The organism is Demequina sediminis (genome assembly GCF_030296675.1).
Classification (GTDB): Bacteria; Actinomycetota; Actinomycetes; order Actinomycetales; family Demequinaceae; genus Demequina; species Demequina sediminis.
Window position 1 is genome coordinate 109,448 of sequence record NZ_AP027736.1, and the last position, 25,715, is coordinate 135,162.

General features: G+C 69.9%; 18 protein-coding genes and 2 pseudogenes. 13 read left to right on the forward strand and 7 right to left on the reverse strand.

Features of this window, described 5'->3' with window-relative positions; genetic code table 11:
- The first annotated feature begins 4 nt into the window (after positions 1-4).
- The gene (locus QUE44_RS00550) at positions 5-874 is read left to right on the forward strand and encodes a co-chaperone YbbN (RefSeq protein WP_286215311.1); all 870 of its coding nucleotides are present in this window, start codon (positions 5-7) and stop codon (positions 872-874) included.
- A 473-nt stretch (positions 875-1,347) separates the two neighbouring features.
- Here the strand turns inward: QUE44_RS00550 and glgB are convergent.
- The 3 genes and pseudogenes from glgB to QUE44_RS13795 all read right to left on the reverse strand — a co-directional run bounded on the left by glgB (position 1,348) and on the right by QUE44_RS13795 (position 5,552).
- Positions 1,348-3,514, reverse strand: a pseudogene (gene glgB, locus QUE44_RS00555) (1,4-alpha-glucan branching protein GlgB).
- Between the two features lie 38 nt (positions 3,515-3,552).
- Entirely contained in the window at positions 3,553-5,001 is a 1,449-nt protein-coding gene (locus QUE44_RS00560) for an alpha-amylase family protein (protein WP_350226854.1), read from the reverse strand.
- Positions 4,998-5,552, reverse strand: a complete 555-nt coding sequence (locus QUE44_RS13795; protein ID WP_350226855.1) for a maltotransferase domain-containing protein — start codon at positions 5,550-5,552, stop codon at positions 4,998-5,000. Before QUE44_RS13795 ends, QUE44_RS00560 begins: the two co-directional genes overlap by 4 nt.
- A gap of 464 nt (positions 5,553-6,016) precedes the next feature.
- On the opposite strand from QUE44_RS13795, the pseudogene QUE44_RS00565 reads away from it, so the two are divergent.
- The 6 genes and pseudogenes from QUE44_RS00565 to QUE44_RS00585 all read left to right on the forward strand — a co-directional run.
- A pseudogene (locus tag QUE44_RS00565) lies at positions 6,017-7,665 on the forward strand (beta-galactosidase); the annotation flags it as partial.
- Between the two features lie 9 nt (positions 7,666-7,674).
- Positions 7,675-7,944: a Beta-galactosidase C-terminal domain gene (locus QUE44_RS13800; protein WP_350226934.1), complete on the forward strand. Its 270-nt coding sequence runs from the start codon at positions 7,675-7,677 to the stop codon at positions 7,942-7,944.
- Positions 7,945-8,107: 163 nt separating this feature from the next.
- Positions 8,108-9,355 (forward strand): sugar ABC transporter substrate-binding protein, encoded by a 1,248-nt coding sequence (locus QUE44_RS00570; RefSeq protein ID WP_286215312.1) that lies wholly within the window; start codon positions 8,108-8,110, stop codon positions 9,353-9,355.
- Positions 9,356-9,450: 95 nt separating this feature from the next.
- Positions 9,451-11,064, forward strand: a complete 1,614-nt coding sequence (locus tag QUE44_RS00575) for an ABC transporter permease subunit (protein ID WP_286215313.1) — start codon at positions 9,451-9,453, stop codon at positions 11,062-11,064.
- Positions 11,064-11,957, forward strand: a complete 894-nt coding sequence (locus QUE44_RS00580) for a sugar ABC transporter permease (RefSeq protein WP_286215315.1) — start codon at positions 11,064-11,066, stop codon at positions 11,955-11,957. Before QUE44_RS00575 ends, QUE44_RS00580 begins: the two co-directional genes overlap by 1 nt.
- Before the next feature lie 516 nt (positions 11,958-12,473).
- Complete coding sequence (locus QUE44_RS00585) at positions 12,474-16,238, forward strand: glycosyl hydrolase 53 family protein (protein ID WP_286215317.1); 3,765 nt, start codon at positions 12,474-12,476, stop codon at positions 16,236-16,238.
- Here the strand turns inward: QUE44_RS00585 and QUE44_RS00590 are convergent.
- Both QUE44_RS00590 and QUE44_RS00595 read right to left on the reverse strand, forming a co-directional pair.
- Positions 16,219-17,565, reverse strand: a complete 1,347-nt coding sequence (locus QUE44_RS00590) for a glycogen debranching protein (RefSeq protein ID WP_286215318.1) — start codon at positions 17,563-17,565, stop codon at positions 16,219-16,221. The genes QUE44_RS00585 and QUE44_RS00590 overlap by 20 nt on opposite strands.
- Positions 17,562-18,368 carry a hypothetical protein gene (locus QUE44_RS00595; protein ID WP_286215319.1) on the reverse strand — a complete coding sequence of 269 codons (807 nt, stop codon included), beginning with the start codon at positions 18,366-18,368 and terminating at the stop codon, positions 17,562-17,564. Before QUE44_RS00595 ends, QUE44_RS00590 begins: the two co-directional genes overlap by 4 nt.
- Positions 18,369-18,453: 85 nt before the next feature.
- Here QUE44_RS00595 and QUE44_RS00600 point away from each other — a divergent pair, with 85 nt between their 5' ends.
- Both QUE44_RS00600 and QUE44_RS00605 read left to right on the forward strand, forming a co-directional pair.
- On the forward strand, positions 18,454-19,242 hold the full coding sequence (locus QUE44_RS00600) for an electron transfer flavoprotein subunit beta/FixA family protein (RefSeq protein ID WP_286215320.1): 789 nt from the start codon (positions 18,454-18,456) through the stop codon (positions 19,240-19,242).
- A complete protein-coding gene (locus QUE44_RS00605) occupies positions 19,239-20,192 on the forward strand; it encodes an electron transfer flavoprotein subunit alpha/FixB family protein (protein ID WP_286215321.1) in 954 nt (317 codons plus the stop codon). The genes QUE44_RS00600 and QUE44_RS00605 overlap by 4 nt, the downstream gene beginning before the upstream one ends.
- A 12-nt stretch (positions 20,193-20,204) precedes the next feature.
- On the opposite strand, the gene QUE44_RS00610 is transcribed toward QUE44_RS00605, so the two are convergent.
- Complete coding sequence (locus tag QUE44_RS00610; RefSeq protein WP_286215322.1) at positions 20,205-21,032, reverse strand: oxidoreductase; 828 nt, start codon at positions 21,030-21,032, stop codon at positions 20,205-20,207.
- Positions 21,033-21,219: 187 nt separating this feature from the next.
- Here QUE44_RS00610 and QUE44_RS00615 point away from each other — a divergent pair, with 187 nt between their 5' ends.
- Together QUE44_RS00615 and QUE44_RS00620 are read left to right on the forward strand one after the other, a co-directional pair.
- On the forward strand, positions 21,220-22,404 hold the full coding sequence (locus QUE44_RS00615) for a lamin tail domain-containing protein (protein ID WP_286215323.1): 1,185 nt from the start codon (positions 21,220-21,222) through the stop codon (positions 22,402-22,404).
- Complete coding sequence (locus QUE44_RS00620; protein ID WP_286215324.1) at positions 22,353-22,793, forward strand: hypothetical protein; 441 nt, start codon at positions 22,353-22,355, stop codon at positions 22,791-22,793. The genes QUE44_RS00615 and QUE44_RS00620 overlap by 52 nt, the downstream gene beginning before the upstream one ends.
- A gap of 247 nt (positions 22,794-23,040) precedes the next feature.
- Here QUE44_RS00620 and QUE44_RS00625 read toward each other — a convergent pair whose 3' ends face one another.
- On the reverse strand, positions 23,041-23,388 hold the full coding sequence (locus QUE44_RS00625) for a hypothetical protein (protein WP_286215325.1): 348 nt from the start codon (positions 23,386-23,388) through the stop codon (positions 23,041-23,043).
- 155 nt (positions 23,389-23,543) lie between these two features.
- Between QUE44_RS00625 and QUE44_RS00630 the strand changes: the two genes are divergently transcribed.
- Positions 23,544-24,491: an S-layer homology domain-containing protein gene (locus QUE44_RS00630; RefSeq protein ID WP_286215326.1), complete on the forward strand. Its 948-nt coding sequence runs from the start codon at positions 23,544-23,546 to the stop codon at positions 24,489-24,491.
- Positions 24,492-24,561: 70 nt separating this feature from the next.
- Positions 24,562-25,704 carry a cysteine desulfurase family protein gene (locus tag QUE44_RS00635; protein WP_286215327.1) on the forward strand — a complete coding sequence of 381 codons (1,143 nt, stop codon included), beginning with the start codon at positions 24,562-24,564 and terminating at the stop codon, positions 25,702-25,704.
- The last annotated feature ends 11 nt before the right edge of the window (positions 25,705-25,715 follow it).

Below are 25,715 nucleotides of genomic sequence, written 5' to 3' on the forward strand. Positions count from 1 at the left end.
ACCCATGACTGACCCCACCGGCCCGCTGCGCGGCGCCGTCGACCTTGCCGCGCTCGCCGCGCGCTCGCGCCGCGCCGAGTCCGGACTCGCCACGATCGACGAGGCCCAGTTTCAGGACCTCGCGCAGCGTTCACTCGAGACGCCGGTCGTCATCGCCTTCATTGCCGCGGCCTCCCCGCAGAGCGAGGAGATCGCGAAGGCGCTGGCGGAGGATGCCGGGCGGGTGGGCGTGACGTTTGCCGCGTGTGACGTCGACGCCCAGCCGGTGATCGCCCAGGCCCTGCAGGTGAGGTCCGTGCCCGCGGCCGTCGCGCTCATCGGCGGCAGGCCTGCGCCGCTGTTCCAGGGCGCCGCGACGCGTGAGCAGATCACGGATCTCATCGCGCAGGTGGTGCAGGCGGCGCAGCAGATGGGAGCGGCGGCGGGCGTGAGCGCGCCCGAGCCGCCCGCCGAGCCGGCGGTGCCTCCGCTCCACCAGGAGGCCTACGACGCGATCGAGCGCGGCGACCTCGAGGGGGCCGAGGCGGTCTACGACCGCGCGCTCCGCGACAACCCCAAGGACGGCGAGGCGCGCAGTGGTCGTGCCCAGGTGCGGCTGATGGCCCGGTCGCGGCTCGCGGACCTGGCGGCGGTGCGCGCCGCGGCGGCCGAGCGACCGGACGACGTCGACGCGCAGCTCGCTGTCGCGGATCTGGACGTGATCGGCGGTCAGCTCGACGACGCCTTCGGTCGACTCATCGACCTGGTGCGGGCCTCCGCGGGCGACGAACGCGAGCGCGTCAGGGCACGACTGCTCGAGCTGTTCGACGTGGTCGACCCCGCCGACCCTCGCGTGCTCAGGGCGCGCCAGGCGCTCGCCTCCGCGTTGTACTAGCAGTCTCCACTCGCTCTCCTGCGGCTCCGCCACACCGCGCTGTTCTGCGGCTCCGCCACACCGCGCTGTCCTGCGGCTCCGCCACACCGCGCTGTTCTGCGGCTCCGCCACACCGCGCTGTCCTGCGGCTCCGCCACACCGCGCTGTTCTGCGGCTCCGCCACACAAGCCGCCCCGGCATCGGCCCTCAGCAGGTTCCGCGGGCGCGACACGCCGGCGACACGCCGGGACCTGTGTGGCGGAGCCGCGAAAACGTGTGGCGCAGCCGATACGGGCGGTCAAGGGTTTGCAGTCTGGCCGCCGTGCACTCTTGCGGCTGCGCCACACAACCCACCCCGGCATCGTCCCTCTGCGGCCTTTGCGGGCGCGACTCGCCGGCGACACGCCGGGACCTGTGTGGCGGAGCCGCGAAAACGTGTGGCGGAGCCGACAGGACGGGCGCAGCAGCAGTGGTACAGCGCCGTACGGGCCCTCTTAACCCCGGGGACGCCTGAGGATGACCGCGCCGAGCGGGGGCACGCGCAGCTGCGCGACCGCGGGGAAGCCGTGCCGCTCGCGCGCGACGGCCTCGACGCGGCCCAGATTGCCCACGCCGGAGCCGCCGTAGGCCTCGGCGTCGGTGTTGAACACCTCGTCCCACGCCCCGGGGTGGGGCAGGGGGAGCGTGTAGTTCTCGTGGGGCACGCCGGCGAAGTTCACCACGACAGCGACCTGTTCGCCCGACTCGTCGCCGCGCAGGAACGCGAGCACATTGTGCTTGGCGTCGTCGGCCTCGATCCATCGGAAGCCGCCGGGATCCGAGTCGCGCTCGAACAGCGGGGGAGTGTCGCGGTAGAGGCGGTTGAGATCGCCCACCATCCGTCGCACGCCCTCGTGAAGGCGGTCCTCGAGGTGCCACCAGTCGAGCGAGCGCCCCTCGGACCACTCCGCATACTGGCCGAACTCGCAGCCCATGAACAGCAGCTGCTTGCCCGGATGCGTCCACTGGTAGGCGAGCAGCGCGCGCAGGCCGGCCATCTTCTGCCAGTGATCTCCGGGCATCCTGTCGACGAGCGAGCCCTTGCCGTGCACGACCTCGTCGTGCGACAGCGGCAGCATGAAGTGCTCCGAGAACGCGTACATGAGCGAGAAGGTCACCGTGTGGTGGTGATACGAGCGATGCACGGGCTCCTCGCCCATGTAGCGCAGCGTGTCGTTCATCCAGCCCATGTTCCACTTGAGCCCGAACCCGAGGCCCCCTGGTTGGTGGCCGCGGTGACGCCGGGCCAGGCCGTGGACTCCTCGGCGATCATGACGATGCCCGGCGCGTTGCGGTACGCCGTCGCGTTGGTCTCTTGCAGGAAGGCGATCGCATCGAGGTTCTCGCGGCCGCCGTGGACGTTGGGTCGCCACTGACCCGCCTCGCGCGAGTAGTCGAGGTAGAGCATCGAGGCCACCGCGTCGACCCGGAGACCGTCCGCGTGGAACTCGTGCAGCCAGTACACCGCGTTCGCGACCAGGAAGTTGCGCACCTCGGCGCGCCCGAAGTCGAAGATGAACGTGCCCCAGTCGGGCTGCTCGCCCCGGAGCGGGTCGGGGTGCTCGTACAGCGGCGTGCCGTCGAAGCGCCCGAGCGCCCACTCGTCCTTGGGGAAGTGGCCGGGCACCCAGTCGAGAATCACGCCCACGCCCGCCTGGTGGAGGGTGTCGATTAGGTAGCGCAACTCATCGGGGGAGCCGAATCGCGACGTCGGGGCGTAGTAGCCCGACACCTGGTAGCCCCACGAGCCGCCGAAGGGGTGCTCCATCACGGGCAGGAATTCGACGTGCGTGAATCCGAGCTCGGTGACGTAGGCCGTGAGCTGGTCCGCGAGCTCGACGTACCCGAGACCCTGGCGCCACGAGCCCAGGTGCACCTCGTACACGCTCATCGCGCTGCGGTGGGGCTGCGTGCCCGCGCGGCTCTCGAGCCACTGAGCGTCGCCCCAGGTGTAGGTCGACTCCTCGACCACCGATGCGGTGGCCGGCGGGATCTCGGTGCGCCGGGCCATGGGGTCGGCCTTCTGGCGCCAGTGGCCGTTCTTGTCGAGGATCTCGAACTTGTATGCGGTGCCCGACTCGATCCCGGGAATGAACAGTTCCCAGATGCCCGAGGACCCGAGCGTGCGCATCGCGTGCGCCGCGCCCTGCCAGTGGTTGAACTCGCCCACGACGCGCACGGCGCGCGCGTTCGGTGCCCACACCGCGAAGTCGGTGCCCACGACGTCGCCCAAGACCGAGTCGAGGCGGCGCACGTTCGCGCCGAGCGCCTCCCACAGTCGCTCGTGACGACCCTCGCGGATGAGGTGGAGGTCCAGCTCGCCCAGCAGCGGCAGGAAGCGGTACGGGTCGTCCGCGACCGACGCGACGCCGTCGTAGGTCGCGTGCACCCGGTAGTCGGGCACCTCGGTGCCCGGAAGGTCGGCGACCCAGATCCCCTGGTGCTCGTGCTCGGCGGGGAAGCGCCCCCGAGCGTCTCGATCTCGACCGACTCGGCGAGAGGCCGCAGCACGCGGATCGTCACGCCATCTGCGTGGGGGTGGGGTCCCAACACGGTGTGTGGATCGTGGTGCATGCCTCGCGCGATGTCCTCGAGGACCGCCTGATCAAGCCTCTTGGGCATGGGTCACCACCTGTCTGTGGGTCGTAGATGCGTGGACGTCATGTGTGCCTCACCACGGCAACGTGGCTGAGGGAGACCGCGGGATCCAGACGGACAAAGAAGTCCTTGCCCCACGTGTACGTCGCGCCGCCCACGAGGTCATCGACCGTGAGCCGGGCATCGTCCTCGATCCCCACCGCGGCGAGGTCGAGCGACACGACCCCCGACTGCACGTGATGGGGGTCGAAGCTCACGATGACGATCACGGTGTCCGACGTGCCCGTGGGCGACTCGGCGGCGGGCACGTGACGCGTGAAGCACAGCAGCTGGGGATTGGTCGTCGGGTGCACGCGGAGCCCACGCAGCCTGCGCAGCGCGACGTGATCGCGGCGCGCCTGGTTGAGCGTGCGCAGCAGCGTCGCGATCCCGTACCGGTCCGCGTCCGCCCAGTCGCGCGGCTTGAACTCGTACTTCTCGTTGTCGATCTGCTCCTCGACGCCCGGCCGCGGCACGTTCTCGACGAACTCGTAGCCGGTGTAGATGCCGTAGGAGGGCGCGCCGGTCGCGGCGAGGACCGCGCGCATGCGGAAGATCGCGGGCCCGCCGTGCTGCATGTCGGGGGTGAGGATGTCGTGAGTCGTCGGCCAGAAGTTGGGGCGCATGTAGAACGACGCGTCGCCCGACACCTCCTCGAGGTACTCGCCCATCTCCTCGGCGTTCTGGCGCCACGTGAAGTACGTGTAGCTCTGGTGGAAGCCGATCTTCGCGAGGGTGTGCATCATCGCCGGCCGCGTGAAGGCCTCGGACAGGAAGATGACCTCCGGGTGGGCCTCCGCGATCTCCCTGAGGAGGCGTTCCCAGAAGGTCAGCGGCTTGGTGTGCGGATTGTCGACCCGGAACAGGGTGACGCCGGCCTGGATCCACACCTCGAGCATGTCGCGGATCGCGTGATAGATGCCCTCGGGGTCGTTGTCGAAGTTGAGGGGGTAGATGTCCTGGTACTTCTTCGGGGGATTCTCGGCGTAGGCAATGGTGCCGTCGAGTCGCGTGGTGAACCATTCGGGGTGCTCGGTGACCCAGGGGTGGTCCGGCGAGCACTGCAGCGCGACGTCCAGCGCAACCTCGAGGCCCACCTCCCTGGCCCGCTTCACGAAGGCCTTGAACGAGCGCATCGTCCCCAATTCGGGGTGCAGGGCGTCGTGGCCGCCCTCGGCCGCGCCGATCGCATACGGGCTGCCGGGATCGCCTGGCTCGGCCTTGAGCGAATTGTTGCGGCCCTTGCGGTGCGTCGCCCCGATCGGGTGGATGGGCGTGAGGTAGACGACGTCGAAGCCCATGTCCGCGATCCCGGGGAGTCGCTTCGCCGCGGTCGCGAAGGTGCCCGAGGTCCACTCGCCGGTGCGCTTGTTCTGCTTCGCGCCCTCCGACCGGGGGAAGATCTCGTACCACGCCGAGACCAGGGCCTTCTCGCGCTGGATGAGGAGCGGATACTCGCGCGAGGTGGTCACCCAGTCGCGCAGGGGGCGGCGGTGAGGACAGCCTTGAGCTCGGGGGACGATGCGGGGGCCAGGCGGGCCTCCGGCGCGAGGCGGCCGTCCGTGAGGGCCGCGATGGCCTGCTCGAGCAGCGCCTGCTTGGCCGGCGCGCGGCGCACCTCCGTGAGTGCGCGCGTGAGAATCGCGACGCCCTCGTCGAGCATGAGCTGGACGTCGACCCCCGCGTGGATCTTGACCTCCGCGGCGTGCAGCCACGTCGCGACGGGGTCGGACCATGCCTCGACGCGGAAGTGGTGGAGCCCCTCGTGGCGCGGGATGAAGGCCGCGCGGTAGAGGCTGGTGCCCCAGTCGTGCAGGGGCATGGGGAGCCGCTCGCGTCGCCCGTCGGGCCGGGTGACGACCACGGTCGCGCCCTCGGCATCGTGGCCCTCGCGGAAGATGGTCGCCGTGATGGGGACCGCCTCTCCCACGACGGCCCGCGCGGGCCATCGTCCCTCCTCAAGCGAAGGCTGGACCCCCACGATGGGGATGCGACCGACAGACGTCTCTGGGGATCGGGCCATGGTCCGAACCTACTCGGATTGCACGCGCTTGTGTACCAAGGGGAGCGCGAGGCGCTCGAGGCGGTCGGTTCGTGCCGCGCACACGGCGGTGTCACGCACGCGAAGGTCACATTTTGCTGACGATGTCGCGTTCCTCAACGGACTCGGGGTACTGTGGTCCGCAGGAGATGTAACCGCTTGCATCCAAAGGGGTTGTGTGCGGTCACAGTTCTATAACGGAGCGTCACAAAGCGGTAACGGGGTCCTTCTCGATTTGCCGCGGCGTGTTTCTGCGATGTAGAACTGTGAACGGTCCCAGTAGGGGCGGCCGAAGAGGTCCGCCACAAGGCGGCTGCCCGTGGGTAGCCCAAAGGAGTGTCATGACGGCAGCAGCGAGTTGGCCCCGCATCGAGGGCCTCGCCTACGGCGGGGACTACAACCCCGAGCAGTGGTCGCGCGCGACGTGGGATGAGGACGTGCTCCTCATGCGCGAGGCTGGCGTCAACCTGGTCTCCGTCGGCATCTTCTCCTGGGCGCTCCTCGAGCCCAAGGAGGGCCTCTACGACTTCGCGTGGATGGACGAGCTCCTCGACCTGCTGCACGCCAATGGCATCGCGGTCGACCTGGGCACGCCGAGCGTGTCGCCCCCGGCGTGGTTCTTCCACGCGTACCCCGAGTCGCGCGTGGTCACCAAGGACGGCACTGTCATGGGGTTCGGCTCGCGCGGCATGGCCTCGCACGCCTCGCCCGAGTACCGCGAGGCGATCGCCCGCATGGCGGGCGAGCTCGCTCGCCGGTATGGCAACCACCCCGCCGTCGTGATGTGGCACGTCCACAACGAGTACGGCGTGCCGGTGGGCGAGGACTTCTCGCCGCGTGCCGTCGCGTCATGGCGCGGCTGGCTGCAGCGCCGCTACAGCACGCTCGAGGCACTCAACTCGGCGTGGGGCACGGCCTTCTGGGGCCAGCACTACGACGACTGGGAGCACGTGGTCGCGCCCGCCGCCACCCCCACCACCGTCAACCCGGCCATGAAGCTCGACTGGGCACGCTTCACCGACGATCAGCTCCGTGAGTGCTTCGTGATCGAGCGTGACGCGATTCGCGAGCACGCCTCGCAGCCCGTCACCACCAACTTCATGGCGCACCAGTCGTGGAACGTCGACCTGTGGAAGTGGGCGCAGCTCGTGGACGTGGTGTCGGACGACCACTACCTCTGGGCGCCAGACCCCGACGCTCACGTGTTGTTGTCGCTCGCCGCGGACCTCACGCGCTCGGTCGCGGGAGGCAAGCCGTGGATCCTCATGGAGCACTCGACCTCGGCCGTCAACTGGCAGGGGCACAACGTCGCCAAGCGCGCGGGTGAGATGCGTCGCAACTCGCTCACGCACCTCGCGCGCGGTGCGGATGCCGTGATGTTCTTCCAGTGGCGCGCCTCGCGCTCCGGCGCGGAGAAGTTCCACTCCGCGATGATTCCCCACGCCGGCACGAACTCGCGCCTGTGGCGCGAGGTCGTCGAGCTCGGCGGCCACCTCAAGGACGCCGCCGAGGTGCGCGGCTCCGTCGTCAGGGCGGACGTCGCGGTCCTCTACGACTGGGAGTCGCTGTGGGCCCAGGACCTCGAGTGGCGGCCGTCGGACGACGTCCAGTTCCGTGAGCGGATGCGCGCCTACTACGAGGGACTGTGGCGCGACGGCGTGACCGTCGACTTCGCCCACCCCACGCACGACCTGTCGCGCTACAAGCTCGTCGTGGCACCCGCCTCGTACCTGCTCACCGCCGAGGCGGCGGCGAACCTCACGGCCTACGTCGCCGGCGGTGGCACGCTGCTGGTGAACTTCTTCTCCGGGATCGTGGATGAGCACGATGCCGTCCACGCCGGCGGCTTCGGGGCCCCCTCAAGGACGCGCTGGGCGTGACCGTCGAGGAGTTCCTGCCGATGCGCCCCGGCGACACCGCCGCCGTGCGCTTCACCGACGGCCACGCGCGCGAGGTGCCGGCCGACGTGTGGCAGGAGGACCTGATCCTCGCCGGAGCCGAGGTGAAGGCCGAGTACGTGTCCGGCCCCGCCGCGGGCAAGCCCGCGATCACGCGTCACACTCACGGCCAGGGCGTGGGGTGGTACGTGAGCACCCGGCTCGACGTGGCCGGCCTGCGCTCCGTCCTCGAGGCGGTCTACGCCGATGCGGGCGTCTCGCCCGTTGCGCGTCCCGACACGCTCGAGGTTGTCACGCGCCACGGCGCACACCACGACTTCGTTGTCGCCATCAACCACGGCGACGACGCAGCTCGGTATCCGGTGGCAGGGCTCGACCTGCTCACCGGGGACGAGACCAATGGCGAGCTCGAGGTGCAGGGAGGCGGCGTCGCCGTCGTCCGCACCGCGCGCGACACCGGCGGTGACGGGGGCTGATCCCAGGGGAGAAGCCGGGCTGCGCCGGCATCCCTCCCAGCCCCTCCCATTCAACTGAAGACCTGGTCAGCCCGGCAGGGTGACCGAATCGGAAGTAACCTGTCGCAGAGACGCGATCTCACCAGAGGCGCGCAATGTGGCCCCACTCTGGAAGGAAATTCCCATGCGCAAGAAGATCGGCATGGCCGCCGCTCTGGCGACCTCGGTCGCACTGCTCGCCGCCTGCTCCTCGGGCGGCACCACCGACCCGACCCCCGAGCCCTCGGCGAGCGAGTCCACCCCGGCAATTGCCGGCGGCGAGCTCACCATCTGGGTCGACGAGAACCGCGAGCCCGCGGTCGCCGCGGCGGCCGAGACCTTCGAGGCCGAGACCGGCTCGACCGTCACGCTCGTCCAGAAGAACTTCGAGGACATCCGCGCTGACTTCCTCGCTCAGGTCCCGACCGGCGAGGGCCCGGACATCACCATTGGTGCCCACGACTGGCTGGGCGCGCTCATCGAGGGCGGTGTCGTCAACACCGTCGACCTCGGCGCCACCGCCGGCTCGTTCGCCCAGGTGGGCCTCGACGCCATGAGCTACGAGGGCCAGCTGTACGGCATGCCCTACGCGCTCGAGGCGATCGCTCTCATCCAGAACGTCGACCTCGTGGGCGAGGAGGCCCCGACGTCGTGGGACGACATGATCCAGCGCGGCATCGACTCCGGTGCCGAGCGTGCATTCTGCATCACCACCAACGGCGAGACCGGTGACGGCTACTTCATGTACCCGTTCCAGACCTCGTTCGGTGCCCCCGTGTTCGTTCAGGACGGCGGCTCCTACACGTCCGAGGTCGGCATGGGTGGCGACGCCGGTACCGCGTTCGCGACCTGGCTTGCCGAGAACGGCGAGGCCGGCGCTGGCCACATCTCGACCACGATCGACTACGCGATCAACAACGAGCTCTTCAACTCGGGCGAGTGCGCGTACACCGTCCAGGGTCCGTGGGCGCTCGGCGATTTCCCCGACGTCAACTTCAAGGTCAACCCGGTCCCGCCGGCCGGTGACCAGGCCGCTGCCCCGTTCGTGGGTGTCCAGGGCTTCTACGTCTCCTCGCAGTCGGCCAACGCGCTGCTCGCGAACGAGTTCCTGACCAACTACGTCGCGACCCCCGAGGCGATGCAGGCCCTCTACGACGCCGACCCGCGTCTGCCCGCGTTCGAGGGTGTGGACACCGCGTCCGCGCCGTTCCCTGACGCGATCGAGGGCTTCCAGGCCTCGGCCGACCAGGGTGTCCCGATGCCCAACATCCCCCAGATGGGTTCGGTGTGGGACTTCTGGAACGCGGCTCAGTCCGCCATCATCAAGGGCGCCGACCCCGCGGCGACCTGGACCAAGATGGTTGACGACCTGTCGGCTTCGCTCGCCGGCTAATTCCTGACCGCCGTGGGGCGGGGCACCTCGTGTCTCGCCCCACGGCATCGGCGCCTCACGCGCCATTTCGACTGTCGAGACTCTGAGGAGAGACAATGACCACCGGTCAGGATGCGTCGCCGGAGACGGTGAAGCCCAAGCCCCCGCGGGAGTCGTACGCCCGCCAGATCCAGGGCATGGGTTGGGGCTTCCTCGTGAAGCTCCTGCTCATGATGCTCGTCAACGCCCTCGGGCTGTCGGTCATCCTGTCGGCGTGGAACGCCGAGGCCTGGGGAATCCTGACCGCGTCCGTGGTCCTGCTGATCGCGGCCGACGTCGTGTACTTCTCGAAGCGGATGCTGCCGCTCAAGTACATCTACCCCGGCCTCGTCTTCCTCCTCATCTTCCAGGTGTTCACGATGGCCTACACGGCCTACGTCGCGAGCACCAACTACGGCGCGGGCCACAACGTCTCGAAGGAGCAGGCCGTCGAGTCCGCGCTCATTCAGGACGAGCGCCAGGTGGCCGACTCGCCGATCTACCCGCTCGCCGTGGTTCGCGGCGACGGAGGTCTTGGCTTCGCCGTGGGTGTCGACGGCGAGGTCCAGGTGGGCACCGCCGAGCAGCCGCTCGAGGTGGTCGACGGCGCCGCCCTCGACGACTCGGGCCGCCCCACCGAGGTTCCCGGCTGGGAGGTTGTGCCTCGCGCCGAGCTCCTCAGCGACCAGGAGCTCGCTCAGGAGGTCACGTCGCTGCGCGTGCCGGTGTCGGACGATGCCGACGAGGGCTCCCTGCGCACCCGCGAGGGGTCGACCGCGTCGATCTACCGTTCGTCGCTCGTCTGGGACGAGGGCGCGGGCACGCTGACCAACACCGAGACCGGCGTGGTGTACACCGCCGACGAGTTCGGCACCTTCCGCGGTGACGACGGCTCGTCGCTGCCGGTGGGCTTCTACGTCAACGTCGGCTTCGACAACTTCGTCAAGGCCGTCACCGACCCCGACTACGCCGGCCCGCTGCTCAAGGTCACGGCGTGGACGTTCTCCTTCGCCATCCTCACGGTGATCTCGAGCTTCCTGCTCGGCCTCCTGTTCGCGCTGATCTTCAACGACGACCGCATCAAGGGCAAGAAGGTCCTGAGGACGCTGTTCATCCTCCCGTACGCCTTCCCGGCCTTCCTCTCCGCGCTGTTGTGGCGAGGCATGCTCAACTCCGAGTTCGGCATCATCAACGACTGGTTCTTCTTCGGGGCCAACATCAACTGGCTGGGTGACCCGTGGCTCGCCAAGTTCTCGATCCTGTTCGTGAACCTGTGGCTCAGCTACCCCTACTGGTTCCTGGTCTGCACCGGCGCGCTGCAGTCGATGCCCGGCGAGACCCTCGAGGCCGCCAAGATCGACGGCGCGGGTAGTTGGCGTCAGTTCCGGTCCATCCAGTTCCCGCTGCTGCTGGTGTCGACCGCGCCCCTCGCGATCGCATCGTTCGCCTTCAACTTCAACAACTTCACCATCATCTACATGCTCACCAACGGCGGGCCACGGTTCACCGATACGAGCGTGCCGCTCGGCAGTACCGACATCCTCATCTCCGCGATCTATCAGATCTCCGGTGTCGCGGGCGGCCGCGCCGACTACGGCCTCGCCGCGGCGCTGTCGATCGTCGTGTTCGTGGTGGTCGGTGCCGTCTCGGCGATCGCCTTCCGTCAGACCAAGAAGCTCGAGGAGTTCTAATGGCTACGTCAGCAGCTCCCGCCCCCACTCGCCGTCGCCAGCCCACGCGCCGCTCGCGCTGGTGGCTCGAGGTCGGATGGCGCTATCCGGTCGCCGCGGTCATCATCTTCTACGCCGCGTTCCCGCTGGTCTTCGTGCTGTCCGCCTCGCTTGACGAGCGTGGCAGCCTCGCGGGCACGTCCGCACTCTTCAGCTCGATCAGCTTCCAGAACTACGCCAACCTCAACGACACGCTGTTCTGGACCTGGGTGGGCAACACCCTGATCATCGGCTCCGCGGCGGCGATCGGCGCGGTGCTCATGGGCGCCGCGGCTGCGTACGCGTTCTCGCGCTTCCGCTTCAAGGGGCGGCGCTTCTCGCTCACGAGCCTGCTGATCCTGCAGATGTTCCCGCAGACCGTGGCCTTCGTCGCGGTGTTCCTGCTGCTGCTCGCGCTCGGCAATGTGGTGCCCGCGCTGGGTATCAACTCGAAGCTCGCGCTGATCTGCGTCTACCTGGGCACCGCACTGGGAGCCAACACGTTCCTCATGTACGGCTTCTTCAACTCGATCCCGCAGGACATGGACGAGGCCGCCAAGATCGACGGCGCGAGCCACTCGCAGATCTTCTGGAAGCTCATCATGCCGCTCGTGTCGCCCATCCTCGCGGTGGTCGGGCTGCTCGCGTTCATCTCGGCATTCGGCGACTTCATCCTCGCGAGAATCGTGTTGGTGTCCTCCGAGAATTGGACGCTCGCGGTAGGCATGTACCAATGGGTGTCGGACCAGTTGTCCGCGCGCTGGGGCATCTTCTCCGCGGGCACCATCATCGCCGCGGTTCCCGTGCTGATCCTGTTCCTCGCGCTGCAGCGCTACATCGTGGGCGGACTGACGTCGGGATCCGTCAAGGGCTGAGTCCTCCGCATCGCAGGGCCCGGGGCGCGCGCCGCCCCGGGCCCTCGCTGTGTGTACACGCGCGCTTTCCTGCGGCTCCGCCACACGCCGGGCGGGGAAGGGGACATCCCTGGTCGGTGTGGTGACGTTGATGCGCGCCATGGGACATCCAGGGTCGAAGGCGTGTGGCGGACCGTATCGACTGGGCCGCCGCCAAGCTGGACTCGCCTCCTCTCAAAAGTGGAACCGGTCACAGTACGGTTACAAACCTGGTGCGGGCCTCCACGCGGCCCCGCCGCGCGGGTAATGTTGGGACCGCTCACAGAGTGCGCGAGACGCCACAGTCTCGCGATTCGACGGAGACCTCGGGCGTCAACCCGGCCGGCACCGCTGCCGATCGGACCGCGCTCCTCCGCCGAGCCCCGTGCGGAGCCGCTCCTGCGGTCCCGCGCACCACCCGGTCGGGAGCAACGACGGCTCCCGGCGCCGCCCGGCCCCCACGGGCGGCAGATCAACGTCGATCCGAGGGAAGGAAGCATGAGACTCAACCTCAGGACCACGGCCGCCGCGGCGACCGCGGCGCTCTGCAGCATCGTCATGGGTTCCACGGTCGCGAGCGCGGCCACGGACGAGCCCATCGAGGCCGGTATCACCGTCCCGCAGGTGGAAAACCTGCCCGATGACTTCATGAACGGGGTCGACGCCTCGTCGATCCTGTCGCTCGAGGAGAGCGGCGTCACGTTCAAGGACTTCGCTGGCAATGAGGCCGACGTCTTCGACGTCATGGCCGATGCCGGCATCAACTACTCGCGCATTCGCGTGTGGAACGACCCCTTCACCGCCGAGGGCGAGGGCTACGGCGGCGGTAACGTCGACGCCGAGCGCGCCGCGGTGATGGGAAAGCGCGCCACCGACGCCGGAATGCGCGTGTTCGTGGACTTCCACTATGCGGACTTCTGGGCGCACCCCGGCCAGCAGCCGGTGCCCAAGGCCTGGGTGGGGATGACCGCCGCGGAGAAGGCCGACGCGCTGTACGACTACACCGCCGAGACCCTTCAGTACATGGTCGACCAGGGTGTCGACGTGGGCATGGTGCAGATCGGCAACGAGACCACCAACCTCCAGCTCACGGGTGAGAACTGGCCCGCCTCGGGCGCGCTGTTCAAGGCCGGCGCGGACGCCGTCCGCGACACCCTGGGCGAGGACGCCAAGATCGCGATCCACTTCACCAACCCCGAGCGCGGCACCTACATGGGCTACGCGGACAAGCTGGCGAAGGGCCCTGACAACGTCCTGGGCACGGGAGACGAGATCGACTACGACGTGTTCGCGAGCTCGTACTACGCGTTCTGGCACGGCACGCTCGAGAACCTCACGACCCAGCTGTCGAACGTCGCCACGGCGTACGACAAGGAGGTCATCGTCGCCGAGACCTCCTGGAACTACACGCTCGAGGACGGTGACGGACACACCAACACCATTCGCTCGACCACCGCAAGCGACAAGTACTCGTCGTCGGTGCAGGGTCAGGCCCTCGCGGTGCGCGACGTGATCGACGCGACCGTCAACGTGGGCGAGGCCGGAATCGGCGTCTTCTACTGGGAGCCCGCGTGGCTGCCGGTCGGCCCGCCGGAGGAGCTCGACAACAACAAGCTGCTGTGGGAGGAGTTCGGTTCGGGCTGGGCGTCGTCCTACGCGGGCGAGTACGACCCCGACGATGCCGGTGTCTGGTTTGGCGGCTCAGCCTGGGACAACCAGGCGATGTTCGACTTCGAGGGCAACCCGCTCGAGTCGCTGCGCGTGTTCGACTACGCCCGCACCGGCACGGTTGCTCCGCGTGAGGTCGACGCCATCCAGTCGCCCTCGATCACGGTGGTTGACGGCGAGGCCATCGAGCTTCCCGCCTCCGTCACGGTGAGCTACACCGACGGCACCTCGGAGGACGAGACCGTCACGTGGGGCGCCAAGGTCGAGTGGATCACGGGGCCTGGCACCTACGAGGTTCCCGGCACCACGTCCGGCGGCCATGCCACGACGGCCACCGTCACGGTGCTCGCCTCGGCGGGCGAGGGCGCGAACCTCGTCGTCAACGGCGGCTTCGAGGACGGCGCCGCTCCCTGGACTGGTTCCGGGACGGGCTACACGCTGTCGTCGTCGTCGACGTCCGACGTCTACGAGGGCAGCCGCACCGCCCACTTCTACAGCGGCGCGGACTTCCAGTTCACGATCCAGCAGGAGATCACCGACGTTCCGGCGGGCACGTACCGCCTGACCGCGGTCGCGCACGGCGAGTCCGGTGACGGCGACACCGCCTACATCACGGCGGCCTCCGGCATCGCGTCCGTGAGCGACGACGTCCTGCTCGAGGGCTGGCAGGCGTACCACACCTCCCGCACCGACCTCCTGAGCGTGGTCGAGGGCGCGACCGTCACGGTGTCCGCGACGTTCGACCTGTCGGGCGGCTCGTGGGGCGCAATCGACGCGTTCGAGTTGGTCGCCGAGACCCCCGTGGTCGAGGCCGACACGACTGCCCTCGAGGGTCTCCTCGACGACGCCGCCGCGCTCGACCGCGACGCATGGTCCGCCGTGACCCTGCTCGCGGTGGACCGTGCGGTCGCGCGGGCGGAGTTCATCATGGATGCGTCCGCTCCGAGCCAGGCCTCGGTGGACGCCGCGGCCGACTCTCTCGAGCAGGCGATCGACGCGCTCGCACCGGGCGACGGCACGATTCCCGACCCCACCGTGGCGCCCGTCGAGCTGACGGTCGTCGAGGGCGACGAGATCACCCTTCCCGGCACGGTCGACGTGGTCGCCTACGACGACTCGACCGTCTCGGAGGAGGTCGTGTGGAGCGGCGCTCAGGACTGGATCTCCGGCCCCGGCGTCTACACCGTCACGGGCATCACCGAGGGTGGCTGGCTCGCCACGGCGACCATCACGGTCACCGCGCGTGGGCTGGTCAACCCCGGCTTCCAGACCGGCGACACCACCGGATGGGACCTCCCCTCCGATCCTCATCCCGAGACGTACGGCGTGGTCGCGGACCAGTGGAGCTCGGTGGGCGGCCAGGCGTTCAACGTGTGGGGTCCGACCCCGTACGAGTACGTCCTGAGCCAGACCCTCGAGGGCCTCGCGCCCGGCACCTACGCGGTGTCGGCGGGCGGTCACGGCGAGGACACCGCGACCGACGCGGTCGCGCTGACGGGTGAGCTGTTCGCCACGTCCGGCGACGCGGAGGAGACGGACGCGTTCGCCTTCACCGGCTGGGGCGCATGGGACTACCCGACGGTCTCCGTGACCGTGGGCGACTCGGGCACCCTCACCGTGGGCGTCCGCGGCGCCGGCGGCACCGAGGACTACGCGTGGTACGACGAGTTCACGCTCGAGCGGACCGACGCCGTGGCGGCTGACACCGCCGCGCTCGAGGACGCGCTGGCCGCGGCGAGCGGGGTCGACCGTGACCTCTTCACCGTGCCGTCGCTCGCCGTGCTCGACCTCGCGGTCGAGATCGGCGGGATCGCTTTGAGCGCCGACACCCCCGACCAGGATGCCGTCGACGAGGCCACCGCGATCGTGACAGGGGCGATCGACGCCCTGGTGGCGGTGCCCGACCTCGCGGACATCACTCCCGACTCGACGGAGTTCTTCACGGAGATCTCGTGGCTCGCTCGCGAGGGCATCACGACGGGCTGGGCCAACGGCGACGGAACGTTCGACTTCCGTCCGCTGTCGCCCATCACCCGCGACGCGATGGCGGCGTTCCTCTACCGCTTCGCTGGCGAGCCCGAGGTCGAGCTGCCCGCCGAGTCTCCCTTCGTGGACGTGACGCCCACGTCGACGGAGTTCTACACGGAGATCGTGTGGATGTACCAGGAGGGACTGTCCACCGGTTGGGAAACCGCCGCGGGTCGCGAGTACCGCCCCCTGTCGCACGTCAAGCGCGACGCGATGGCGGCATTCCTCTACCGCTTCGCGGGTAGCCCCGCGTGGGAGGACCCCGCGCAGTCGCCGTTCGTCGATGTCACCCCCGACAGCACGGAGTTCTTCACGGAGATCACCTGGTTGGCGGACACGGGCATCACGACCGGCTGGGAGACCCCGCTGGCGACGAGTACCGCGCGCTGGCGCACGTCAAGCGCGACGCGATGGCCGCCTTCCTCTACCGGTTCGCCGGGATGTAGGAGGCCTCACGCACGACGGCCGTGGCCCCGGGTTCTGCCCGGGGCCACGGCCTGTGTCGTCTCTGGGGTGCGAGGGGACGATGCCCCCGCGGGGGCGTCGCTCAGCCCTGGGGGCGCGTGAGGTACAGCCTGAGCGACAGCGCCCCGAGCTGCTGAACCGCTCCGGGTGCGACCTCGACGTCGGGGCGCTCGGCGAGCGAGTCCCACGCGCTGTCCCACGCAAGGTGCCACGGCGCGCCCTGGTCCTCGGGGATGGTGACCTCGATGTCCCTGTTCGCGCCGTTCACGACCACCAGGGCATCGGCCTCCGTGGGAATCGACAGCGAACGCATGAACTGCACCACGCGCGTCTCGGGATCCTCCCACCAGTCCTCGTCCTCGTGCTCGCCGTCGACGCGGAACCAGGCGGAGTCCGCGCGGAACTGCGCGTCGGTGGGGTCCTCGTCGACGCCGTCATAGAAGCGTCCCGGCCGGAGCACGCGGTGCGCACGGCGCAAGCGAATCAGCTCCGCGATCGACTCGCGCAGGTTCACCTGCCACTCGTCGTGGTTCCAGTCGAACCACGAGATCTCGTTGTCCTGGCAGTAGGCGTTGTTGTTTCCGCCCTGCGAGCGGCCAAACTCGTCGCCGCCCAGCAGCATGGGGGTGCCGGCGGAAATGAGCAGCGTGCCCAGCAGGTTGCGCAGCGAGCGTCGCCGCGCGTGCAGGATCTCGGGGTCGTCCGTGTCGCCCTCGACGCCGTGGTTGAACGAGCGGTTGTTGTCCGTGCCGTCGCGGTTGTCCTCGCCATTGGCCTCGTTGTGCTTCTGGTGATACGCCGTGAGGTCGTGGGCCGTGAAGCCGTCGTGGGCCGTGACGAAGTTGACGGACGCGATCGGCCCGCGCATGCCGTAGGGCTCCGAATGTCCGAACAGGTCGGACGAGCCAGCGATGCGGGTGGCGAGCTCGGGCGCGGTGGGGTGGTGGCGCTGGCCGGACTGGGCGGCGCCCCACTGCAGCCAGAACGAGCGTGTGTAGTCGCGAAAGCGGTCGTTCCACTCGGACATGGGCTGCGGGAAGTTGCCCACCTGCCAGCCGCCCAGACCGATGTCCCAGGGCTCGGCGATGAGCTTGAGGCCGCCGAGCACGGGGTCCGTCGTGAGGCCCACCAGGAAGGGGTGGTCGGTCGAGAAGCCCTGCATGGTGCGGCCCAGCGTCGCGGCGAGGTCGAAGCGGAAGCCGTCGACGCGCATCTCAGTGGCCCAGTAGCGCAGCGAGTCGAGCGCCATCTTCACCACGACGGGGCGCGAGAAGTCGAGCGTGTTGCCGGTGCCGGTCGTGTCGTCGTAGTGCTGGGGTGCGTGCGGCTGGCTGCGGTAGTACGCGTGGTTGTCGAGCCCCTTCCACGACAGCACGCGGTCCGAGCTCGATCCCTCCGCGGTGTGGTTGTAGACCACGTCGAGGATCACCTCGAGGCCCCCTGGTGGAGGAGGTCGACCATGCCGCAGAACTCGTCCTGCACGGCCTGCGCGCCGGCCTCTCGGGCGGCACGCGTGGCATAGGCGGCGTGCGGCGCGAAGAAGCCGAGCGTCGAGTATCCCCAGTACGAGCTGAGGCCAGCGTGATCGAGGTGCGGCTCGGATGCGAAGGCGTGAATGGGCAGCAGCTCGACGGCGGTGATGCCCAGCGACGTCAGGTACTCGATCGCGGCCGGGTGGGCGAGGCCCGCATAGGTGCCCTGCAGGTCGTCGGGCACGCCCGGCATCGTCTTCGTGAGGCCCTTGACGTGCGTCTCGTAGATGACCGTGTCCGTCCACGGCACTCGCGGGTGGGGAGTCTGCCAGGGCCCGGACGGCTTCTCGGTGACCACCGAGCGCGGCATGAGCGGAGCGGAGTCCGTCGAGTCCCGCGAGCTCAGCAGCGCGCGCGAGGCGGGGTCCGTCATGGGGGCAAGATCGCCCTCGATGCCGCGGCCATACGGGTCGAGCAGCAGCTTGGCGGGGTTGTACCGGTGGCCCTGCTTCGGCAGCCACGGCCCGGTCGCCCGGAAGCCATAGCGCTGTCCCGCGCGGACGTCCGGCACCAGAGCGTGCCAGATCCCGTTCTGGGGTCCGTGCAACGCGATCCTGGTCTCCGCGCCCGACTCATCGAAGAGGCAGAGGTGCATCGCGGTCGCGTGGGCCGCGAACACCGCGACGGTCGCTCCTCCCTCGACCAGGTGCACCCCGAGGCGATGGGGGTTGGGGGACGGCTCGACCGTGGAGGTGTTCATGTTCACATTGTCCTTGACGCCGCCATGGCGTGCCGCATTCCCGGTGCGGCGCGCCTCACACCCGTCGCACCCTAGGATTGCACCCATGCGCATCCTGGTGACGGTCAAGTTCGTCCCCGATCTGCAGTCGCAGCGCTCCTTCACGGACGGCGCGGTGACCCGCACGGGCGACGACGGCACGATGAACGAGCTCGACGAGAACGCGGTCGAGGCCGCGCTCCAACTCAAGGAGGCCGCGGGGGAGGGCGAGGTTTATGCCCTCACCGTGGGTGGGGACGATGCCGTGGCGGCGGTCCGCAAGGCCCTGCAGCTGGGCGTCGATCACGCGATCCACGTGTCCGACGCCGCGATCGCGGGCTCGGACGTGTTCGGCACCGCGAAGGTCATCGCCGCCGCGGTGCGCAAGGTGCACGCGGAGGCGCCGCTCGACCTTGTCATCACGGGAATGGCGGCCCTCGACGGACTCACGTCCATGCTGCCGACCGCCCTCGCGGCGGAGCTTGACTGGTCCCAGCTGACCCTCGCCTCGGGCCTCACGGTCGAGGACGGGACCGCGAGCATCGTCCGCCACCTGCCCGACGCTCACGAGACGCTCTCCGCGCCGCTGCCCGCCGTGGTGTCCGTCACGGACGAGGCCAACAAGCCGCGCTACCCCAACTTCAAGCTCATCATGGCCGCGCGCACCAAGCCCGTGACGACGTGGTCGCTCGCGGACCTCGGGGTGGATCCCGCGACCGTGGGCGCCGGCGCGGCGCGCACCGTCGTGGTCGACGCCTCGCCGCGGCCCCCGCGCGAGAACAGGGTCGTGGTCACGGACACCGGTGACGGCGGCACGCGACTCGCCGACTTCCTGATCGAGAGGGGCCTCGCATGAGCACGGTCGCAGTCCTGGTCGAGTCCCGCGAGGGAGTCGTGACGCAGCCCACGTTCGAGGCGCTCACGCTCGCGCGTTCGCTCGGCACCCCCGTCGCGGTGTGGTTGGGGTCCGCCCCCGAGCCCGCGGAGGTCGCGCGGCTGGGGATTTACGGCGCCACCGAGGTGCGCGTGGTGCCCACAGGGGACGATGCTCGGGTGGTGTCGCGTGCGGCCGCCGCCCTGGGTGCGGCCACCGCGGATGCCGCGATCGTCGTGCTCATCTCGACATTCGTCAACAAGGAGATCGCGACGCGCCTCGCGCTCGCGACCGGTGCGGGCGTGGTCGTCGACGCCGCGGGAGCCGAGCTGGTCGACGGTCGCGTCGAGACCCTGCAGACCGTCTTCGCGGCGACGTGGAACGTGCGCACGCGCATCGAGTCCGACGCGGCGATCGTGGGCATCCGACCCAACACGACGCAGGCCCAGGCGGCCGAGACTCCCGGCGCCGCGACCCTGGTGACGGTCGAGGCCGCTCTTCCCGAGACTCGCGAGGCGATCGTGGCCGTCGAGCCCGTGCCCGCGAGCGACGGCGTGCCGCTGGCCGAGGCCCCCGTGGTGGTCTCGGGCGGTCGCGGCACCGGCGGCGACTACACGCTGGTGCGCGAGCTCGCCGAACTGCTCGGCGGCGCGGTGGGCGCGTCCCGCGATGCGACCGACGAGGGATGGATCTCGCACGAGCACATGGTGGGCCAGACCGGCACCACCGTGACCCCCGCGCTGTACGTGGCGTGCGGCATCTCGGGCGCGGTCCACCACCGCGGCGGCATGCAGGCCTCGGGGACGATCGTCGCGGTCAACATCGACCCCGATGCGCCGATCTTCGAGATCGCCGACTTCGGCGTGGTGGGCGACCTGGGTGACGTGCTCCCGCAGGCGATCGCACGCATCGAGGACCACCGCAGGGGCTAGGAGCCGGGACGGTCAGTCCTCGCGGTCGATCCCGAGGGACAGGCCCTCCCAGCGGTCGACCTCCGCGCCCATTCGCGCCAACTTGGCCCTGGTCTGGGTGACCGCGTGGGCGCCGCAGATGAGGTGCAGCGGCGGCTCGGCCTCGTCGGCGAGCCGCAGCATCGCCTCGGCGACCGCCGCGGGTGACCCGGGCTGGCGACCGGGGAGCGCGTGAATGCGCTCCCAGAACGGCTCCATCACCGGGGCATAGTCGGGCAGCACGTCCTCGTTCTTGGCGCCGGATGGGATCCACTGCGAGCGGATGGGCCCGGGCTCGAGCAGCGTGACGCGGATGCCCAGGTGGGCGACCTCCGCCGCGAGTGCCTCCATGAATCCCGAGACCGCGAACTTCGACGCGCAGTAGTACCCCAGGCCGGCCGAGCCGCGCACGCCAGCGATCGATGACACCGTGAAGATGTGGCCGGATCGCTGCGCGCGGAGGTGGGGAAGCAGCGCGGTGGTGACCGCGGCGGCGCCCCAGAAGTTCGCGTCCATGACCTCGTGAGCGTCGGCGGAAGTCGACTCCTCGATGGTCGAGAAGTAGCCGATCCCCGCGTTGTTGACCAGCACGTCCACCCGGCCAAACCGCGCGATCGCGGCCTCGACCGCCGCCGCCACCGCGGCATCGTCCCTCACCTCGAGCGGGAGGGCGAGCACCGTGTCGGGGAAGCGGTCGACCAGCGCCGCGAGGGTGTCGGGCCGGCGCGCGGTGGCGACCACGCGGTGGCCGGCGGCCGCGGCGGCCTCGGCGGTCGCACGGCCGATTCCGGTCGAGCAGCCGGTGATGAACCAGACGGCCATGAGTCCTCCTACGACGGGTGTGGGACCACCGTAGCGCGGGGAAGGCGCCGCCTCCCGGGCCCCTCGTCACGCTTCGGAAATGTAGATGTCATCAAGATTTCACCCGGCAATCTCCCGCTTGCCATGGGCTTTCGGGCACCAGGTGTCTACGGTGGAGAGGTCCCCCTACCAGGTCGAAAGGTTCCCCATGCATCGCCGCATTCTCGCGCCAGGGTTGATCGCTGCCCTCGCCGTCTCCACGGTGGTCGCCGTGCCAGCCCAGGCCGCCACGACTGACCTCTTCATCTCCGAGTACGTCGAGGGATCCGCTAGCAACAAGGCCGTCGAGATCTACAACGGCACGGCCGATGCGGTCGACCTCAGCGCGTACACGCTCGAGCTGTACTCGAACGGCGCCGCGACCGCGTCCGTGACGACGCTGGCGGGCACGCTCGCGGCAGGCGACGTCCACGTCGTGGTCAACGGCTCCGCTGGCGCGGCGCTGGCGGCTCTCGGGGACCAGACGGGAGGCGCGACGAACTTCAACGGCGACGACGCCCTGATTCTGCGCCACGGCGAGACCGTCATCGACTCGTTCGGCCTGGTCGGAGTCGATCCCGGCACCGAGTGGACGGGCGGTGGGGCAGACGACACGCTGCGCCGCAAGGCCACCGTGTGCGAGGGCGACACCGTCACCTCCGACGCCTTCGACGTCGCGGTCGAGTGGGACTCCTTCGCGCAGGACACCTTCGACGGGCTGGGCGCGCACACGAGCACGTGCTCCGGCGAGCCGCCCGTGGACGTGCCGCCCACCGTGACGAGCATCGTCCCCGCGGACGGCGCCGTCGGCGTCCTGCCCGGCGTCGCCCCCGTGGTGACCTTCTCCGAGCCGGTCGCCGTCGATGACGCGTTCGCGCTGATCTGCGGCGAGGATGACCTCGCGCTGACCACGACCGGTGGGCCGACCGCCTACACGGTGACCCCGGCCGCCCCGCTCGAGGCGAACGCGGAGTGCACGTTCACCGTCGACGCCGGGCGGGTCACGGATGTCGATGGCGAGCCCGACCTGCTCGCTGCGAGCGCCTCCGCGACGTTCACGGTGCTGGGCGACCCGACCCCGATTTCCGCGGTGCAGGGCGCCACCGACACGAGCCCCCTTGCCGGCCAGACGGTCCTCATCGAGGGCGTCGTCGTCGGCGACTACGAGGGCCGTCTCCCGCGCTGCGCGGCTTCTATGTCCAGTCCCGCGACGCGGACGCCGACGCGGATCCCGCGACGTCGGAGGGCATCTTTGTCTTCAACGGGAACGATGACTCGGTCACCCTGGGCGATGAGGTCGCCGTGGTGGGCGTGGTCGCCGAGTACCAGGGGCAGACCCAGCTGGGCTCGGTGAGCTCGATCGAGGTCCTCAGCCACGACGCCCCCGTGACTCCCGCCCAGGTGTCGCTGCCGTTCGCCGCCGCGACCGACGCCGAGGCGTTCGAGGGCATGAGCGTCGAGTTCGCCCAGCCGCTGTTCGTCACCGAGATGTACCTGCTGGGACGCTTCGGCGAAGTGACCGTGTCCGGCACCGCGCGCCTCGACCAGCCCACGGCCGTGGTCGCTCCCGGCGACGAGGCGAATGCGCTCCAGGCGCTCAACAACCTCAACAAGATCAAGGTCGACGACTCGCTCAACAGCCAGAACCCCGACCCGCTGGTGTTCGGGCGTGGGGGCAGCCGCTGTCCGCGTCGAACACGCTGCGCGGCGGGGACACCGTCACCGGCCTCACGGGCGTCATGACGTACACGTGGGCGGGCAACTCCGCGTCGGGCAATGCGTGGCGCGTGCGTCCGGCCGCCGAGCTGCCCGACTTCGAGGCGGTCAACGAGCGTCCCACCGCCGCACCCGAGGTGGGCGGCGACGTCAAGGTCTCGGCCTTCAACGTGCTCAACTACTTCCTCACGCTTGACGAGGGCACCCCGGTGTGCGGCCCCGACGGCTTCGAGCAGGACTGCCGCGGCGCCGAGACGCCCGAGGAACTTGAGCGTCAGACCGCGAAGTTGGTCGCGGCCCTCGAGGCGCTCGATGCCGACGTGATCGGCATCATGGAGATGGAGAACTCGACCGGCGTGGAGCCCTCGCGGCGCTCGCCGATGCCCTCAATGAGGCGATCGGTTCGGACGACTATTCGTACGTCGACACCGGCGTGGTGGGCACCGACACGATCCGCGTGGGCTTCCTCTACGACACCACGGCCGTCGCCGAGGTGGGCGACTTCGCGGTGCTGGACTCCGCGGTGGACCCCCGCTTCGACGACGACCGCAACCGTCCCTCGATCGCGCAGACCTTCGAGGAGAGCGCGACAGGCGAGACCTTCACCGTGGTGGCCAACCACTGGAAGTCCAAGGAAGCTGTGCGGCCTCGGGCCCCGATGCCGATCAGGGCGACGGTGCGAGCTGCTGGAACGCGACCCGCACGGCAGGCGCGGAGGCGCTGGTCGACTGGCTGGGCACGGACCCGACGGGAGTCGCCGACGAGGACGTCATCATCATGGGTGACCTCAACTCGTACGGCCAGGAGGACCCGATTCAGGTCCTGCGCGAGGCGGGTTACGTCGAGCTGGGCGGCGGGGACTACTCGTACGTCTTCGACGGCCAGTGGGGCTCGCTCGACTACGCGTTTGCCTCGTCCACGATGGCGGAGCAGGTGACGGACTCCGCTCACCTGCACATCAACGCGGACGAGCCCTCGGTGCTCGACTACAACACCAACTTCAAGTCCGCGTCGCAGATCGAGAGCCTCTTCGCCCCCGACATGTACCGCACGTCGGACCACGACCCGGTGCTGATCGGCCTCGACCTCACGGCGCCCGCCGCCCCCGAGTTCACGGACGTCTCCGCCGATCCCGCGTCGCCGCTGTACAGCGAGCACGCCGAGGCGATCGCGTGGATGGCGGCCGAGGGCATCTCGACGGGATGGGTCACCGAGGACGGAACCGAGTTCCGCCCGCTTGCTCACGCCAAGCGTGACGCGCTCGCGGCGTTCCTCTACCGCGCCGCGGGAGAGCCGGACTTCGACATGCCGGCCCAGTCGCCCTTCGTGGACGTGTCCTCGGACCCGTCGTCGCCGCACTACACGGAGCACTGGGAGGCCATCACGTGGATGGCGGTCACGGGCCTGTCGCAGGGCTACGAGACCGCCGCGGGGGTCGAGTACCGCCCCCTCAGCCGCGTGACCCGCGATGCCGTGGCATCGTTCCTCTACCGCGCGAACGGCGAGCCAGAGTTCGACATGCCCACGGAGGGGCCGTTCGTGGACGTGTCCGCCGACCCGGCCTCGTCGGTGTTCAGCGAGCACGCCGTCGCGATCGCCTGGATGGGTGAGACGGGTCTGTCGACGGGATGGGAGACGCCAGCCGGCGCCGAGTTCCGACCCGTGTCGCCCATCACGCGCGACGCGATCGCTGCCTTCCTGTTCCGCCTGGACGGGCTGCGCTAGCCAAGGCCGAGAGGACCGGGAGCGCCGCCGCCGTGGGAGACCACGGCGGCGGCGTTCCTACACTGGTCGGGTGACCTATCTCGACCACGCCGCGACCACGCCCCTGCGCGCGAGCGCCCGCGACGCCTGGCTCGCGGCGGTCGAGCACGAGGGCAACCCCTCCTCGAGTCATGCGCCGGGTCGGCGGGCACGCGCGATCGTCGAGGACGCGCGCGAGCGGATCGCCGCGGTCATGGGCGCCCATCCGACCGAGGTGATCCTCACCTCGGGCGCGACCGAGGCCGACAACCTCGCGATCGTGGGGCTTCACCGCGCGCGCGCGGCGGCGGGTCGCACCCGGCTCGTGAGCACCGCAATCGAGCACCACGCGGCGCTGGACCCCGCGAGGCGCCTCGCCGCGCGCGGAGAGGCGAAGCTCACGGAACTCGCGGTCGACGCTCACGGGATCATCACGGATCCGGCGGGGGAGTGGCTGTCCGAGGACGTCTCGGTGGTGTCCGTGATGTGGGCGAACAACGAGACCGGGGCGGTGCAGCCGCTCGAGGCGGTGGTCGATGCCGCGACGGACCACGGGGTGCCGGTGCACTCGGACGCCGTGCAGGCGGTGCCGTACCTGCCGGTGCGATTCGCGGAGTCGGGACTCACCTCGATGGCGGTGACGGCGCACAAGGTGGGCGGACCCGTCGGGGTGGGCGCGCTGCTCGTGCGCCGCGACGCGATGCTCGAGCCGCTGTTCCACGGAGGCAATCAGCAGCGCGTGCGTTCGGGCACCCTCGATGCTCCCGGCGCCGCGGCCTTCGCGGCGGCGCTTGCGGACGCCGCCGCCGAGCGGGCCAGCGAGGCGGACCGGCTCGCTGGCCTGCAGTGTGACCTGGTCGCGTGGGTCGAGTCGCTGCCTGGCGTGCGGCTCACGGGCCCGCGACCGGGACCGGGCCGGCTCCCCGGAATCGTCAGCGTGGTCGTCGAGGGTGCCCGCACCGAATCACTGCTCACCGTGCTCGACCTCTCCGGGATCGCCGTCTCGGGCGGGTCCGCGTGTGCCGCGGGGGTCCACCGCACCAGCCACGTGCTCGGCGCGATGGGACTGGCCGAGCGGGAGGCCGCCGGAGCGCTGCGGATCTCGATGGGACGCACCACCACGGCCGAGGACATCGCCGCCCTCAGGGGCGTCCTTCCCGACGCGATCGAGAGGGCGCGCGCCGCGGGGGCCTGACGCCGACCCCG

Bases quoted from the DNA above. Each gene is read 5' to 3' on its own strand.
- QUE44_RS00605 (WP_286215321.1), top strand. From the start codon at position 19,239: ATGAGCACGGTCGCAGTCCTGGTCGAGTCCCGCGAGGGAGTCGTGACG.
- QUE44_RS00630 (WP_286215326.1), top strand. From the start codon at position 23,544: ATGGGTGACCTCAACTCGTACGGCCAGGAGGACCCGATTCAGGTCCTG.
- QUE44_RS00570 (WP_286215312.1), top strand. From the start codon at position 8,108: ATGCGCAAGAAGATCGGCATGGCCGCCGCTCTGGCGACCTCGGTCGCA.
- QUE44_RS00580 (WP_286215315.1), top strand. From the start codon at position 11,064: ATGGCTACGTCAGCAGCTCCCGCCCCCACTCGCCGTCGCCAGCCCACG.
- QUE44_RS00585 (WP_286215317.1), top strand. From the start codon at position 12,474: ATGAGACTCAACCTCAGGACCACGGCCGCCGCGGCGACCGCGGCGCTC.
- QUE44_RS13795 (WP_350226855.1), bottom strand. From the start codon at position 5,552: ATGGCCCGATCCCCAGAGACGTCTGTCGGTCGCATCCCCATCGTGGGG.
- QUE44_RS00600 (WP_286215320.1), top strand. From the start codon at position 18,454: ATGCGCATCCTGGTGACGGTCAAGTTCGTCCCCGATCTGCAGTCGCAG.
- QUE44_RS00615 (WP_286215323.1), top strand. From the start codon at position 21,220: ATGCATCGCCGCATTCTCGCGCCAGGGTTGATCGCTGCCCTCGCCGTC.
- QUE44_RS00610 (WP_286215322.1), bottom strand. From the start codon at position 21,032: ATGGCCGTCTGGTTCATCACCGGCTGCTCGACCGGAATCGGCCGTGCG.
- QUE44_RS00550 (WP_286215311.1), top strand. From the start codon at position 5: ATGACTGACCCCACCGGCCCGCTGCGCGGCGCCGTCGACCTTGCCGCG.
- QUE44_RS00575 (WP_286215313.1), top strand. From the start codon at position 9,451: ATGACCACCGGTCAGGATGCGTCGCCGGAGACGGTGAAGCCCAAGCCC.
- QUE44_RS00595 (WP_286215319.1), bottom strand. From the start codon at position 18,368: ATGAACACCTCCACGGTCGAGCCGTCCCCCAACCCCCATCGCCTCGGG.